Raw genomic sequence first — 14682 nt, forward strand, 5'->3', positions numbered from 1 at the left:
CGACGAGCGGCTGCTCGACGAGGCCGCGGCGCCCCCGTCCGTAGCGGGCCGACGCGGGAGCGAACGCCGCTGCGCCGACGACCGTCGCCCGGCTCCGCGCCCGCCTGTGGGGCACGCTGCGGGAGCGGGCGCGGCGGGTACGGGGCGTCGGCGGCCTCGCTCTGCAGGCCGGTCTGGCTGCGGCGCTGTCCTGGCTGGTGGTGCGCCACGTGCTGCACGTCTCGCAGCCGGTGTTCGCGCCGATCTCCGCGGTCTCGACCCTCGCCGCGTCGGTCGGGCAACGGCTGCGTCGCACCGTCGAGTTGATCATCGGCGTCACCGTGGGGGTGCTGGTCGGCGACCTGCTGCTCACGGTCACCGGCACCGGGTGGTGGCAACTCGCCCTGATCGTCGTGCTGGCGATCCTCGTCGCGTTGTTCCTCGCCGGCAGCGCGGCGGCGGTGATCCAGGCCGGGGCGACGGCGGTGCTCATCGCCACGTTGAGTCCGTCCGTGCGGGACCTGGAGATTCCCCGCTTCGTGGACGCTCTCGTCGGGGGAGCGGTGGCGCTGCTGGTCACCGCCGTCCTTCTGCCGTTGAGCCCGCTGCGGGTGCTCAACCGGGCCGCGCGCCCGGCGTTGGACCTGCTCAGCACCCAGCTCGACGCCACCGCTGGCGCGCTGGCCGACCGCGACATCGCCCGTGCGCTGGCCGCCCGGACGCAGCTGCGGGAGAACAAGGACGAGCTGCGGGCGCTGATCGAGGCGACCCAGGGGGCCCGGGAGGCCAGCACCCTCTCGCCGGTGCACTGGCATGAGCGGCACGGGCCGGTGGGCCGGTACGCGCAGGCGGCGGGACCGATCGACCGGGCGATGCGCAACGCCGGAACGCTGATCCGCCGCGCGGTGACCGTGATCGACGACGGCGAGCCGATCCCGAGGCAGCTGCCGGAGGCCGTCGCCGACCTCGCCGAGGCGGTACGCGTGCTCAAGCGGCAGTTCGCCGCCGGTCACGAACCCACCCAGGCGCGGGAGCAGGCCCTGCGGGCGGTGTGCGCCGCCGGTGACGCCTACCGGGAGGGGGTCGGTTTCTCCGGTGCCGTCGTGGTGGCGCAGGTCCGGACGACCGTCAGCGATCTGCTGGTGGCCACCGGGCTGACGCAGGAGGTCGCGAACCGGCTGGTCCGCCGCGTGTTCGGGGGGCCGGAGCGTCGCACCGGCGATCGGCGATGAAGGTCATGGCAGCACGTTGAGCCACGGCTGTTGCATCTTGAGCCAAAGTAGTGCCATGATGGTGCCATGGACTTGAGGCCGTACGTCGAGAACCTGCGCAACGAGTTCGCTGTGGCCGCCGAGGGCGTCGACCCGGAGGGTCGGGTGCTGGCCGAGCGACTCTTCACCCAACTGGAGGCGGCGACCCACCTCACGCTGCTCGAGGCGCTGTCCGACGCGGCCGACGAGATCACCCGCGATCTCGCCCCCGGGTCGGTGCACGTCCGGCTGCGCGGGCGTGAGCCCAATTTCGTGGTGACGCCCGCGAACCCGCCGGCGGACAGCACGGATGCGGTCAGCGAACCGCCTCCGGCGCCGGCGCCGCTGCTCCCGCCCGAGGGCGACGAGGGCGGCACGTCCCGGATCAACCTCCGCCTCCCCGACCATCTCAAGGCCAGCGTCGACGGGGCCGCCAGCCGGGCCGGGCTGTCCGTCAACGCCTGGCTGGTGCGAGCCGTCGCCGCCGCCGTCGCGGCCGGCGGCACGGATCGCCAGCCACCGCGCCGGCTGGAGCCGCCGCGGCCTGGCCAGCACGTCACCGGCTGGGCGCGCTGACCGCCGCGCCCCTTTCCGATTCCGCTCGCCTTCGCCACGCACCTCCCGGGAGACCACCATGCCTGTTTTCGATACGCCAGAACCGATTTCCGTCCAGGTCGAGCTGCCCGTCGGGGACGCCTGGATCGCTGCGACCGACCGCACCGACACGGTGGTGCAGGTGCGCCCCCGCGACCCGTCGAGCAAGGCCGACGTGAGCGCCGCGGAGCAGACCACCGTCGAGTACGCCGCCGGGCTCCTGCGGATCAGGGTGCCGAAGAGCTGGCGCCGATACGGCTTCGGCTCCGGCCCCTCGGTCGACGTCCTCATCGAGGTGCCGAGCGGGACACGGCTGCATGCCGAGGCGGCGTGGGCGGCGTTCCGCGGCGAGGGGCGGCTCGGCGAGTGTCGCATCAAGACCGGCAGCGGGATCCGGCTCGAGGAGACCGGGCCGTTGGAGATCGACAGCAGCCACGGCGAGGTCGCGGTGGAGCGTGTCACCGGTTCCGCCCGGGTGAAGGCCTCCTCCGGAAAGGTGCGCCTCGGCGCGGTCGACGGCACCGCGGAGATCAAGAACTCCTCCGGTGACTGCTGGATCGGCCGCAGCGGCGGTGACGTCCGGGTCAACACCGCGTACGGCGACATCACGGTGGACGCGTCGATGGCCTCGGTGGCGGCACGCACCGCGTACGGCAACGTCCGGCTGGGCGAGGTCGTACGCGGGTCGGTCGAGTCGCACACCTCGTACGGCGCGATCGAGGTCGGGGTCCGGCGCGGCACCGCCGCCTGGCTCGACGTCAGTTCCCGGCACGGGCGCGTGCACAACGCGCTCGAGTCGACCGACAGCCCGGCCGAGACCGACGAGACGGTCGAGATCCGCGCGAACACCTCCTACGGCGACATCACGATCCGCCGTGCCTGATCCGCCGCGACCCCCGACCACAAATGAGGAGACCATGACCAGCAGCAGGAAACCCGCGATCGTCACCACGGAGCTGCGGAAGTCCTACGGTGACAAGGTCGTGCTCGACGGCATCGACCTGATGATCACCGAGGGAACGATCTTCGCGCTGCTCGGCCCGAACGGCGCCGGCAAGACCACCACAGTGCAGATCCTCTCCACCCTGCTCCGGGCGGACGGCGGCCACGCCCGCGTCCTCGGCCACGACGTGACCCGTGAGCCCGACGCGGTTCGTGAGCTGATCGGCGTCACCGGCCAGTTCTCCGCCGTGGACAACCTGCTCACCGGTCGGGAGAACCTGAACCTGATGGCCGACCTGTGTCATCTGGACCGGGCGACGGGTCGGCGACGGATCGCCGACCTGCTCGGGCAGTTCGACCTCACGGAGGCGGCGGACAAGCCGGCCGCGACGTACTCCGGCGGCATGCGCCGTCGGCTCGACCTCGCGATGACCCTGGTCGGCGACCCCCGCGTCATCTTCCTCGACGAGCCGACGACCGGCCTCGACCCGCGCAGCCGCCGCGCCATGTGGCACATCATCCGGGCCCTCGCCGCCGAGGGCGTCACCATCCTGCTGACGACCCAGTACCTGGAGGAGGCCGATCAGCTCGCCGACCGCGTCGCGTTCCTCGACCACGGCCGGCTGATCGCCGAGGGCACCCCGCACGAGCTCAAGCGGCTCATCCCGGGCGGCCACGTCGTGTTGCGGTTCGCCGACCAGGAGGGGCTCGACTCGGCGGCCCGTACGTTCGCGGCGGCCACCCGGGACGACGCCGCGCTGACCCTCCAGGTGCCGAGCGACGGCGGGGTCGGTTCGTTGCGGTCCGTCCTCGACCACCTCGACCGCGACGCGATCACCGTGGCCGGCCTCGCGGTGCACACCCCCGACCTCGACGACGTCTTCCTCGCCCTCACCGGCCAACCCGACAGCCGAGCCAATCAACCCGACAGCCACCCCGCCACCCGGGCCGGGCGGTCCGGTCACGAAAGGGCCTCCGCGCGATGAGCACCCTCAACCTCGCCCTGCGCGACTCGAACACCATGCTGCGGCGCAACCTCCTGCACATGCGGCGCTACCCCTCGCTGACCCTCATGCTCGTCGGCATCCCGGTCATCCTTCTGCTGCTCTTCGTCTACGTCTTCGGCGGCACGCTCGGCGCCGGCCTCGGACCCTCCGGCGACCGCGCCGACTACGCCAACTACGTCACCCCCGGCATCCTGCTCATTACGGTGGCCAGCGCGGCGCAGGGCACCGCGATCTCGGTCGCCATGGACATGGCCGAGGGCATCATCGCCCGCTTCCGTACGATGGCGATCTTCCGGCCGTCGGTTCTCACCGGCCACGTCGTGGGCAGCGTGCTCCAGACGATGTTCAGCCTCGCGGCCGTCACCGGCGTAGCGCTGCTGGTCGGGTTCCGTCCCACCGCCAATGCCGTCGAATGGCTCGCCGCGATCGGCGTCCTCACCATGATCACCGTCGCGGTCACCTGGCTGTCGGTCGCGCTCGGCCTGGTCACGAAGAGCGTCGAGACGGCCAGCAACCTGCCCATGCCGCTGGTGCTCCTGCCATTTCTCGGCAGCGGGTTCGTCCCCACCGACTCCATGCCGACGCCGGTACGCCTGTTCGCCGACTACCAACCCTTCACCCCGGTCATGGAAACCCTCCGGGGCCTCCTGCTCGGCACCGGAATCGGCAGCAACGGGGTCCTCGCGGTCGCCTGGTGCGCCGTCATCACGGTGGCCTGCTTCCTCTGGGCCAAGGCGCTCTACAACCGCGGCCGGACCGCCTGACCCGACCGGCCCTCGCGCCTGACCCACCCGATCCGCCTGACCCGCCCGGCCCGCCCCGGTCCGGCCCTTCGGGGTCGGGCCGGGGCGCATGATCGACCCCAGCTCGGCGATGTCGCGGTGTCCCGCCGACCGGATACCGCGACATCGCCAACCTGGAGTCGATCACCACCGCGGGATCGCCGCGGAGTCCCCACCCCGACCCTGGCCGCGACGCCGGAGGCGCGGGCGCCCACGAGACGCGCTGGCTCGAGACCGTGCGCGCGGCGACCGCGAAACGTCGAATGTTATCGATAACACGATTCCCGGACCGGGCACGCGAGGTGCACGTCGGCGACCGGAGTGCGCGCTCATGGGCTCGGCGGCGGCTGCGGCGCGGGTCATAGATCTGATCATGCGAGGCTGGCGGCCGCAGCGATGTTATCGCTGACATCGCCGACGACCCGGCCACCGTCGCGATCGGACCGTCATCCCGTGGCCCAGTGGTGCGGGACCTTGCTGTCGCCCTGCCGGCTGAGGAGGCGCCGGGCCGACGGCCGGCCGGGGAGGTGTCGGGCCGCCCGCCGGGCGAGGAGGTTTCGGCCGGCTGCCGTTCAGATGTCGCCCTCCCTGCGCTGCCGCGACCGGGCTGGAGGCGGAATCGCGGACTTTGCACCAATCCGGTAGCTACCCGCCCAAGTGGGCGCGCGGGCCTCCGCGTTCCGTTACGGAGCTGTTGCAGCTAGATGTCTTGACGGCGCTGGATGTGAGCGTTAACACTATCCCCGTTAACGGTGGAGGTGAACATGGAGCGTGTGGACGGAGCTGCCGAAAGCTACGTCGTGGGTGTCGACTTCGGCACTCTCTCCGGGCGGGCCCTGGTGGTCCGGGTTTCCGACGGTGCCGAGTTGGGGACCGCGGTGCACGAGTACGGCGACGGGGTCATCAGCGAGACGCTGCCCGGAGGTCGACCGCTGCCCCCGGACTGGGCGCTGCAAAATCCGGACGACTACCGCGACGTGCTGCGCCACGCCGTCCCGGCGGCGGTGTCCGCCGCGGGAGTGGACCCCGCATCGGTGGTGGGCATCGGCATCGACTTCACCGCCTGCACCGTGCTGCCGACCGACGCCCACGGCACCCCGCTCTGCGAGGATCCCGACCTGCGCGACCGGCCGCACTCCTGGGTCAAACTGTGGAAGCACCACGCCGCGCAGCCGCACGCCGACCGGATCAACGCGCTGGCCCACGAGCGGGCGGAGCCGTGGATCGGCCGGTACGGCGGCAAGATCTCCGCCGAGTGGCAGTACGCCAAGGGTCTGCAGATCCTGGAGGAGGACCCGGAGATCTACCACCGGGCCGAGCGGTTCATCGAGGCCGCCGACTGGATCGTCTGGCAGCTCAGCGGCACCGAGACCCGTAACGTCTGCACCGCGGGCTACAAGGGCATCCTGCAGGACGGGCAGTACCCGTCCGACAGCTTCCTGACCGCGCTCAACCCCGACTTCGGCGACTTCGTGGCCAAGCTCGACGGTCCGCTGCTGCCGCTCGGCGCACGCGCCGGCACGCTCACCGCCCGCGCCTCGGCCTGGACCGGTCTGCCGGAGGGGATCGCGGTGGCCGTCGGCAACGTCGACGCGCACGTCACCGCGGCGTCCGCGCAGGCGGTGGAGCCCGGTCGGCTGGTCGCCATCATGGGCACCTCGACCTGCCACGTCGTCAACGGCGCGGAGGTCGCCGAGGTGGCTGGCATGTGCGGTGTCGTGGACGGCGGCATCAGCCCCGGCGCCTGGGGCTACGAGGCCGGGCAGAGCGGCGTCGGCGACATCTTCGGCTGGTTCGTCGCGCACGGCGCGCCCGCCGGGCTCGACTCGCACGAACGCCTCACCGAGCTTGCCGCCAGCCAGCCGGTCGGCGCACACGGCCTGGTCGCGTTGGACTGGTGGAACGGCAACCGCTCGCTGCTGGTCAACCACGACCTCAGCGGGATGATCGTCGGGATGACCCTGGCCACCCGGCCGCAGGACATCTACCGTGCGTTGCTGGAGTCCACGGCGTACGGCACCAGGATGATCATCGACGCGTTCGTCGAGGCCGGGGTGCCGGTGAACGACCTGGTGATCGCCGGCGGTCTCACCAACAACAAGCTGCTGATGCAGATCTACGCCGACGTGACCAAGCGACCGCTGAACATCATCGCCTCGGCGCAGGGGCCGGCGCTCGGGTCGGCGATCCACGCCGCCGTCGCCGCCGGGGCGTACCCGTCGATCCACGAGGCGTCGCAAGCGATGGGGCGGGTGCACGAGGCCGTCTACACGCCGGATCCCGACCGGGCGCGCGCCTACGACGCCCTGTACGCCGAGTACCGGGCGCTGCATGACCACTTCGGTCGGGGCGGCAACGACGTCATGCTCCGCCTGCGGGCGATCCGCAACGCGGCGGTCGAGGCCGTCGCGGCCACGCACGAGGCCCCGCTGGAGGTCGTCGGATGAGCGCAGAGGTAGGTCGACAGATCCGCGAGCTGCGCGAGAGCGTCGCCCGCCTGCACAGCGAGCTGACCCGGTACAACCTGGTCGCCTGGACGTCCGGCAACGTCTCGGCGCGGGTCCCCGGTCAGGACCTCATGGTGATCAAGCCGAGCGGTGTGGGCTACGACGACCTCACGGCCGACACCATGGTGGTCTGCGACCTCGACGGTGTCCTCGTCGAGGGGGACCTCGCCCCGTCCAGCGACACGGCCGCCCACGCCTACGTCTACCGCGCCATGCCCGAGGTCGGCGGTGTCGTGCACACGCACAGCTCGTACGCCAGCGCCTGGGCCGCCTGCGGGGAGGCGATCCCCTGCCACCTCACGGCCCAGGCCGACGAGTTCGGTGGGGAGATCCCGCTGGGCCCGTTCGCGCTGATCGGCGGCGACGACATCGGCAAGGGGATCGTCGCCACCCTCGCCGGGCACCGCTCTCCCGCGGTGCTGATGCGCAACCACGGTGTCTTCTCCATCGGTCGGGACGCCCGGGCGGCGGTCAAGGCCGCGGTCATGTGCGAGGACGTGGCCCGCACCGCGTACCTGGCGCGGACCCTCGGGCAGCCGGTGCCGATCGCGCAGGCCGACATCGACGCCCTCTACCACCGCTACCAGAACGTCTACGGGCAACAAACAGTCGCACCGGCAGGTCCCTGACCGTCTCCATCGGCCGTCCGGGCCCGCCGGTCTGCTCCACCGACGCACCAGCACGCACCACCCGCGTACGCCACCCTTCGCACGTCGGCGGCTCGCGCGGTCCCACCACACCACAGCCAAGGAGAACTGATGAGAAAGATGCGAACGCAGTCCGCTCCGTGGCGCGCTGTCGCGGTCCTCGCCAGCGTGCTGCTCGTGGGCGGCGTGGCGGCCTGCGGCAACAGCGACACCGGCGGCGGCGGGTCCAAGGACGACGGCAAGATCACGATGGGCTTCTCCCAGGTCGGTGCGGAGAGCGGGTGGCGTACCGCGAACACCACCTCGATCAAGGATGCCGCGGCCGCGGCGGGCATCGAGCTGAAGTTCGACGACGCTCAGCAGAAGCAGGAAAACCAGATCAAGGCGATCCGTAACTACATCCAGCAGAAGGTCGACGTGATCGCCTTCTCGCCGGTGGTGGAGTCCGGGTGGGACACCGTCCTCAAGGAGGCCAAGGACGCCGGCATTCCGGTCATCCTGACCGACCGCTCGGTCGACTCGGCCGACAAGACCCTCTACAAGACCTTCCTCGGCTCGGACTTCGTCAAGGAGGGCCGTCTCGCCGGTGAGTGGCTGGTCGAGCAGAAGAAGGCCGCCTCGGGCCCGGTGAACATCGTGGAGTTGCAGGGCACCACCGGCGCGGCGCCGGCCAACGACCGCAAGAAGGGCTTCGCCGAGGCGATCGCCGCCAACCCGAACCTGAAGGTCATCGCCTCGCAGACGGGCGACTTCACCCGGGCCGGCGGCAAGCAGGTCATGGAGCAGTTCCTCAAGGCCAACCCGAAGATCGACGTGCTGTTCGCGCACAACGACGACATGGGTCTGGGCGCGCTCGAGGCGATCACCGCGGCCGGCAAGGTGCCCGGCAAGGACATCACCATCATCACTGTGGACGCCGTCAAGGACGGTATGCAGGCCCTGGCCGACGGGAAGTTCAACTTCATCGCGGAGTGCAGCCCGTTGCTCGGCCCGCAGCTGATGGACCTGGCCAAGAAGGTCCACGCGGGCGAGACGGTGCCGGCTCGGATCGAGACCGAGGAGACCACCTTCACGACTGAGCAGGCCAAGGAGGCTCTGCCCAACCGCAAGTACTGATCGACGCAGGGGGGTCGCCGCGCTCGCGTGGCGACCCCGCCGCGTCGCCCCATAAACCCGAACGGACCGGGCATGACCCGCGCCACGCCCGCCCGAGCCTCCCGCCGGGGCGGCCGGGCGGGCGCGGTGGGAGCGCAGCGGCCCATCCGCGTCGACAACCCCCAGAAGAGGTCTGATGGGATGACGGATAGCCGTCCGGTCCTGACGATGACCGGGATCAGCAAGTCCTTTCCCGGGGTGCGCGCACTCCACGACGTCAACTTCCGGCTCTTCCCCGGCGAGGTGCACGCCCTGTTGGGCGAGAACGGCGCCGGCAAGTCGACCCTCATCAAGGTGCTGACCGGCGTCTACGACACCGACGAGGGCACGATCACCCTCGACGGTGAGCCGGTGTCCTTCACCGGCCCGATGCAGGCGACGGCAGCCGGGGTGAGCACCGTCTACCAGGAGGTCAATCTCTGCACCAACCTCTCGGTGGCGGAGAACATCTTCATCGGCCGCCAGCCGCGGCTTTTCGGCGCCGTCCGCTGGGGTGAGGTCCGCCGACGGGCACGCGCGCTCCTGGCCCGCCTCGACCTCGACCTCGACGTCAGCGCGCCGCTGGGCTCGTACTCCCTCGCGATCCAGCAGATGGTCGCGATCGCCCGTGCGATCGACATCCAGGCCCGGGTGCTGATCCTGGACGAGCCGACGTCCAGCCTCGACGCGGGTGAGGTCGCGCAACTGTTCCGCATCATGCGGCAACTGCGTGACGAGGGCATCGCGATCCTGTTCGTGACCCACTTCCTCGACCAGGTCTACGAGATCGCCGACCGCATCACGGTGCTGCGCAACGGCGGGCTCGTCGGCGAGTACCTGACCGCCGAGCTGCCCCAGCTGAGCCTCGTCGAGAAGATGATCGGCAAGGAACTCGACGTCCTCGAAGGGATCGAGGAGCACTCCCGGCGGGACCTGGCCGAGCTGGAGGAGGGCACCCCCCTGGTGGCGGTGTCGAACCTCGGCCGGGCGGGCGCGGTCGCGCCGTTCAGCCTGACCATTCATTCCGGCGAGGTGGTGGGCCTGGCCGGTCTGCTGGGCTCCGGGCGTACCGAGGTGGCGCGGCTGTTCTTCGGCGCCGACCGGGCCGACGGCGGGCAGGTCGCGATCGACGGCACGTCGGGCAGTCTGCGTACCCCCGCGCAGGCCATCGACCAGGGCGTCGGCTTCTGCTCGGAGAACCGCCGGGCCGAGGGCATCGTTCCCGAACTGTCGGTCCGCGAGAACATCATCCTCGCCATGCAGGCCGCCCGCGGCTGGCTGCGGCCCATCCCGCGCCGCCGCCAGGACGAGCTGGTCGACAAGTACGTCAAGGCCCTCAACATCCGTCCGGCGGACCCGGAGGTGCCGGTCCGCAACCTCTCCGGCGGCAACCAGCAGAAGGTGCTGCTGGCCCGGTGGCTGATCACCGAGCCGCGGCTGCTGATCCTGGACGAGCCGACCCGGGGCATCGACATCGGCGCGAAGACCGAGATCCAGCGGCTCGTGACGCAGTTGTCCGACGGCGGGATGGCGGTGCTGTTCATCTCCGCCGAGTTGGAGGAGGTGCTGCGCCTCAGCCACAAGGTGGCGGTCATGCGCGACCGGCAGATGGTCGCGCAGCTCGCCAACGACGAGGACCTCGACGCCGAGCGCATCATGCAGACGATCGCGAGTGGATCTCACCGGGAGGAGGTGGACCGATGAACGACACCATGGGCCGCTATCGGACGATGATCGGTCACCGGCTGTTCTGGCCCGTCGCCGTGCTGGTCGCCATGCTCGCCGCGAACACGATCTACCGGCCCGGGTTCCTGTCCATCGAGCTCAAGGACGGGCACCTGTACGGCTCGCCGATCGACATCCTGCGGTTGAGCGCGCCGCTGATCCTCGTGGCGCTGGGCATGACCCTGGTCATCTCGACCGGCGGCATCGACCTGTCGGTGGGCTCGGTGTGCGCGATCAGCGGCGCGATGGCCTGCATGTACATCAGCAAGCAGCCCGACCAGAACAGTCTCACCGTGGTGCTGACCGCCCTCGCGATGGCGTTGGGGGTCGCGCTCGTGCTCGGCGTCTGGAACGGGGTGCTGGTGGCCGTGATCGGGATCCAACCGATCATCGCCACGCTGATCCTGATGGTGGCCGGCCGGGGCCTCGCCCAGCTGATCACCCAGGGTCAGATCATCACGATCAACTCCGAGCCGTTCCGGGCGATCGGGCTGGGCCACCTGCTCACCCTGCCGCTGGCCATCTTCATCGCCCTCGCCGCGGCACTGCTCGTCGCCGCGTTCACCCGCCGTACCGCACTCGGCATGATCATCGAGTCGGTGGGCGGCAACGCGGAGGCGAGCCGACTCGCCGGCATCCGCTCCGGTCGGGTCATCTTCCTCGCGTACGTCGTCAGCGCCGTCTGCGCGGCGATCGCCGGCTTCATGATGACGGCCAACGTCTCCAGCGCCGACGGCAACGCCGTCGGCCTCTGGGTGGAGTTGGACGCCATCCTCGCGGTCGTCATCGGTGGCACGTCCCTCGCCGGCGGCCGGTTCTTCCTGAGCGGCACGATCCTCGGCGCGCTGATCATCCAGACCCTGACCACCACGGTGTACGCCATGAACATCTCACCGCAGACGTCGCTGCTGTTCAAAGCGGTAGTCGTCATCGCCGTCTGCCTCATCCAGGCGCCGGCCTTCCGAGCCAAGTTCAGCCGGCGCAGAAGAAGCGCCCCGCCGCCGCGCCCCGTCGCCGACAAGCCGAAGGAGCAGGTGCCGGCATGACCACCGGATCGCTCACCGCCCCCCGCCGCACCCGGATCCGGCTGCCTCGGCGGCAGGTGCCGGTGCTTGCCACGCTCGCCCTGCTCCTGGTGATGTACGGCATCGGCGTGTCCCAGTACACGGCGTTCTCGAACGTGCAGGTCATCTTCAACGTCTTCATCGACAACGGCTTCCTGCTCGTCGTCGCGGTGGGGATGACCTTCGTGATCCTCACCGGTGGCATCGACCTGTCGGTGGGGTCCGTCGTCGCCATGACGGCGATGGTGTCGGCGGATCTGTTGCAGAAGGGTCTGCCCGCGGCGCTCGTGCTCGTCATCGCCCTGCTCATCGGCCCGACGCTCGGCCTGTTGATGGGGTGCGCCATCCACTTCTTCGACATCCAGCCGTTCATCGTCACGCTCGCCGGGATGTTCTTCGCCCGCGGCATGTGCACGTTCATTTCCGGCTCGTCCATCCCGATCACCGACGGGTTCTGGACCAGGATGTCGCAGGAGCGGATCGGGGACCCCCGGGGCAACTTCGTCTCGATCAGCGTGTTGATCGCCTTCGCCGTGGTGCTCGTCGCGGCGTACGTGCTGGCCTACACCCGGTTGGGGCGCAACGTGTACGCGGTCGGCGGCAACCCGCAGTCGGCGCTGCTGATGGGTCTGCCGTTGGGGCGGACCCGGATCGCCGTCTACACGATCAGCGGTCTGTGCTCCGCGATCGGTGGCATCCTGCTGTCCTTCTACACCCTCTCGGGCGCGCCGCTGATCGCGGTCGGCATGGAGTTGGACGTCATCGCCGCCGTCGTGATCGGAGGCACCGTGCTCACCGGTGGCTCGGGTTACGTCTTCGGCACGGTGCTCGGCGTGCTGGTGCTGGGTGTGATCCAGACCCTCATCACCTTCGACGGGAGTCTCAACTCCTGGTGGACCAAGATCGTGATCGGCGGACTGCTCTTCGCGTTCATCCTCCTCCAGCGCCTCATCGGAATTCGTTACAAGTGACCGTTCCTCTCGCGGAAGGCAACCCCATGGCACCACAAACCCACCCCGAGATCTGGTTCCTCACCGGCAGCCAAGGCATGTACGGCGAGGAGACGCTCCGGCAGGTCGCCGAGCAGTCCCGCCAGATCGCGGCCGCGCTCGACGACTCGCCGCAGATTCCCGCCCGGGTGGTCTGGAAGCCCGTCCTGACCAACAGCGGTGAGATCCTGCAGGTCTGCCGGGACGCCGCCGCGCAGGGGGCCATCGGGGTCATCGCGTGGATGCACACGTTCTCACCGGCGAAGATGTGGATCTCCGGTCTGGACGCCCTGCAGACGCCACTGCTGCACCTGCACACCCAGGCGAACGTCCTGCTGCCGTGGGACGAGATCGACATGGACTTCATGAACCTGAACCAGGCCGCCCACGGCGACCGTGAGTTCGGGTATATCCAGACCCGCCTCGGGGTGGCCCGCAAGACCGTCGCCGGGCACGTGAGTGACCCGCGGGTGACCGGCCGGGTCGGGGCCTGGGCCCGCGCGGCGCTCGGCTGGTCGGCGATGCGGTCGCTGCGGCTGGCCCGCTTCGGCGACAACATGCGCGACGTCGCGGTGACCGAGGGTGACAAGGTCGAGGCGGAGCTGCGCTTCGGGGTGTCGGTCAACACCTACGGCGTCAACGACCTGGTCCAGGTGGTCGGCGAGGTCGCCGACGCCGACGTGGACGAGCTGGTCAAGGAGTACGACGACAGCTACCGCGTCGGCGCCGAGCTGCTTCCCGGGGGCGAGCGGCACGACTCGCTGCGCTACGCGGCCCGTCTGGAGCTCGGCATGCGCGCGTTCCTGGACGCCGGCGGCTTCCGCGCGTTCACCACCAACTTCGAGGACCTCGGTGGTCTGCGTCAGCTGCCCGGCATCGCCGTGCAGCGGCTGATGGCCGACGGCTACGGCTTCGGTGGCGAGGGCGACTGGAAGACGTCCGTCCTGGTCCACACCCTCAAGGCGATGTCGGTGGGGGTCGCGGGCGGTACGTCGTTCATGGAGGACTACACCTACGACCTGACTCCGGGTCAGGAGCTGGTGCTGGGCGCCCACATGCTCGAGGTCTGCCCGACCATCGCGTCAGACGTGCCCAACGTGGAGATCCACCCGCTGAGCATCGGCGGGCGGGAGGACCCGGTGCGGCTCGTGTTCGACGCCGCGCCCGGCCCGGCGGTGGTGCTCGGCCTGGCCGACATGGGGGAGCGGTTCCGGCTCGTGGCCAACGAGATCGACGTCGTGACGCCGCCGCAGCCGCTGCGCCGGCTGCCGGTCGCCCGCGCCGTCTGGCGGCCGCGACCGGACCTGCCCGGCTCGGCCGAGGCGTGGATCACCGCCGGCGCCCCGCACCACACCGTGCTGTCGCAGGCGGTGGGCACCGAGGAGCTGCACGACCTGGCCGAGATGAGCCGGACGGAGCTCGTCGTCATCGACGCCGACACCGAGCCGCGCCGCTTCGCCGACGAGATCCGCTGGAACCAGGCCTACTACCGGCTGGCCCGCGGCTTCTGATCCGCGCGCTCGGAGCGTTCTGACAAACGGGTGGTCCATCCCTGCCTGCGGGCGGGGGTGGGCCACCCGTTCGCGTGTGCGCCAGCAGGGCCACGAGGCGGTTGTGTTACGCCTTGACTAACAGCATGTTATCGCTCACAGTCTATAGCCAAGATGGTCGATGTCGTTGGCTGGTCCGGCCGCGCGCGCGTCCTACCCCGCGGTTTCGGCACCTCGTCGCCGCGACGGTCGGGCGATCGGTGTTAGCGATCACATGGTCGGGCGTGGTCAGCTCGGTGCCCCGCCCGGTGCCGCGGACGCCGACCCAGACCGCAGGTTCGCGTCAGCAGAGGAGGATCATGCTTTCCATCGGTCGGGTTCCCCGGGGTGCGCCACGTGGGCGCGGGTGGCTGTCGAGACTCGCCGTCGCCGCGATGACACTGGTGGTCGGTGGCGCGGCCGCGGCGGTGGCCGCGGCGCCCGCGGCCGCGGCGACGGTCGACACCAGCGCCTGGTACGTGTTGGTGAACCGCAACAGCGGCAAGGCATTGGACGTGTACAACCTGGCCACG

12 protein-coding genes and 1 pseudogene are annotated in these 14682 nt (G+C 70.4%); all 13 read left to right on the forward strand.

Going from position 1 to position 14682, the window contains the following annotated elements:
• Positions 1–104: 104 nt before the first annotated feature.
• Positions 105–1211, forward strand: a complete 1107-nt coding sequence (locus ABZU53_RS30860) for an FUSC family protein (protein ID WP_355069107.1) — start codon at positions 105–107, stop codon at positions 1209–1211.
• A gap of 66 nt (positions 1212–1277) precedes the next feature.
• Positions 1278–1805 (forward strand): hypothetical protein, encoded by a 528-nt coding sequence (locus ABZU53_RS30865; protein WP_354861050.1) that lies wholly within the window; start codon positions 1278–1280, stop codon positions 1803–1805.
• A gap of 58 nt (positions 1806–1863) precedes the next feature.
• Positions 1864–2706: a DUF4097 family beta strand repeat-containing protein gene (locus tag ABZU53_RS30870; protein ID WP_355069101.1), complete on the forward strand. Its 843-nt coding sequence runs from the start codon at positions 1864–1866 to the stop codon at positions 2704–2706.
• A 34-nt stretch (positions 2707–2740) separates the two neighbouring features.
• Positions 2741–3751 (forward strand): ATP-binding cassette domain-containing protein, encoded by a 1011-nt coding sequence (locus ABZU53_RS30875; RefSeq protein ID WP_355069102.1) that lies wholly within the window; start codon positions 2741–2743, stop codon positions 3749–3751.
• Entirely contained in the window at positions 3748–4536 is a 789-nt protein-coding gene (locus ABZU53_RS30880; protein ID WP_355069104.1) for an ABC transporter permease, read from the forward strand. Before ABZU53_RS30875 ends, ABZU53_RS30880 begins: the two co-directional genes overlap by 4 nt.
• Positions 4537–5318: 782 nt before the next feature.
• Positions 5319–7001, forward strand: coding sequence for a ribulokinase (gene araB, locus ABZU53_RS30885; RefSeq protein ID WP_355069105.1), 1683 nt, complete (start codon positions 5319–5321; stop codon positions 6999–7001).
• On the forward strand, positions 6998–7690 hold the full coding sequence (locus ABZU53_RS30890; protein WP_354861991.1) for an L-ribulose-5-phosphate 4-epimerase: 693 nt from the start codon (positions 6998–7000) through the stop codon (positions 7688–7690). Before araB ends, ABZU53_RS30890 begins: the two co-directional genes overlap by 4 nt.
• Before the next feature lie 138 nt (positions 7691–7828).
• The gene (locus ABZU53_RS30895) at positions 7829–8824 is read left to right on the forward strand and encodes an ABC transporter substrate-binding protein (RefSeq protein ID WP_354862004.1); all 996 of its coding nucleotides are present in this window, start codon (positions 7829–7831) and stop codon (positions 8822–8824) included.
• A 180-nt stretch (positions 8825–9004) separates the two neighbouring features.
• On the forward strand, positions 9005–10546 hold the full coding sequence (locus tag ABZU53_RS30900; RefSeq protein ID WP_354861993.1) for a sugar ABC transporter ATP-binding protein: 1542 nt from the start codon (positions 9005–9007) through the stop codon (positions 10544–10546).
• On the forward strand, positions 10543–11613 hold the full coding sequence (locus ABZU53_RS30905) for an ABC transporter permease (RefSeq protein ID WP_354861995.1): 1071 nt from the start codon (positions 10543–10545) through the stop codon (positions 11611–11613). Before ABZU53_RS30900 ends, ABZU53_RS30905 begins: the two co-directional genes overlap by 4 nt.
• Entirely contained in the window at positions 11610–12602 is a 993-nt protein-coding gene (gene yjfF, locus ABZU53_RS30910; protein ID WP_354861996.1) for a galactofuranose ABC transporter, permease protein YjfF, read from the forward strand. The genes ABZU53_RS30905 and yjfF overlap by 4 nt, the downstream gene beginning before the upstream one ends.
• A 26-nt stretch (positions 12603–12628) precedes the next feature.
• On the forward strand, positions 12629–14131 hold the full coding sequence (gene araA, locus ABZU53_RS30915; protein ID WP_354861998.1) for an L-arabinose isomerase: 1503 nt from the start codon (positions 12629–12631) through the stop codon (positions 14129–14131).
• 338 nt (positions 14132–14469) lie between these two features.
• Positions 14470–14682, forward strand: a pseudogene (locus ABZU53_RS30920) (alpha-L-arabinofuranosidase); the annotation flags it as partial.

Origin of the sequence: Micromonospora sp. NPDC005194, assembly GCF_040608335.1 — a bacterium.
Lineage (GTDB): Bacteria > Actinomycetota > Actinomycetes > Mycobacteriales > Micromonosporaceae > Micromonospora.

Coding starts and splice junctions, on each gene's coding strand:
- ABZU53_RS30865 (WP_354861050.1), top strand. CDS start 1,278: ATGGACTTGAGGCCGTACGTCGAGAACCTGCGCAACGAGTTCGCTGTG.
- ABZU53_RS30870 (WP_355069101.1), top strand. CDS start 1,864: ATGCCTGTTTTCGATACGCCAGAACCGATTTCCGTCCAGGTCGAGCTG.
- ABZU53_RS30875 (WP_355069102.1), top strand. CDS start 2,741: ATGACCAGCAGCAGGAAACCCGCGATCGTCACCACGGAGCTGCGGAAG.
- ABZU53_RS30880 (WP_355069104.1), top strand. CDS start 3,748: ATGAGCACCCTCAACCTCGCCCTGCGCGACTCGAACACCATGCTGCGG.
- araB (WP_355069105.1), top strand. CDS start 5,319: ATGGAGCGTGTGGACGGAGCTGCCGAAAGCTACGTCGTGGGTGTCGAC.
- ABZU53_RS30890 (WP_354861991.1), top strand. CDS start 6,998: ATGAGCGCAGAGGTAGGTCGACAGATCCGCGAGCTGCGCGAGAGCGTC.
- ABZU53_RS30895 (WP_354862004.1), top strand. CDS start 7,829: ATGCGAACGCAGTCCGCTCCGTGGCGCGCTGTCGCGGTCCTCGCCAGC.
- ABZU53_RS30900 (WP_354861993.1), top strand. CDS start 9,005: ATGACGGATAGCCGTCCGGTCCTGACGATGACCGGGATCAGCAAGTCC.
- ABZU53_RS30905 (WP_354861995.1), top strand. CDS start 10,543: ATGAACGACACCATGGGCCGCTATCGGACGATGATCGGTCACCGGCTG.
- yjfF (WP_354861996.1), top strand. CDS start 11,610: ATGACCACCGGATCGCTCACCGCCCCCCGCCGCACCCGGATCCGGCTG.
- araA (WP_354861998.1), top strand. CDS start 12,629: ATGGCACCACAAACCCACCCCGAGATCTGGTTCCTCACCGGCAGCCAA.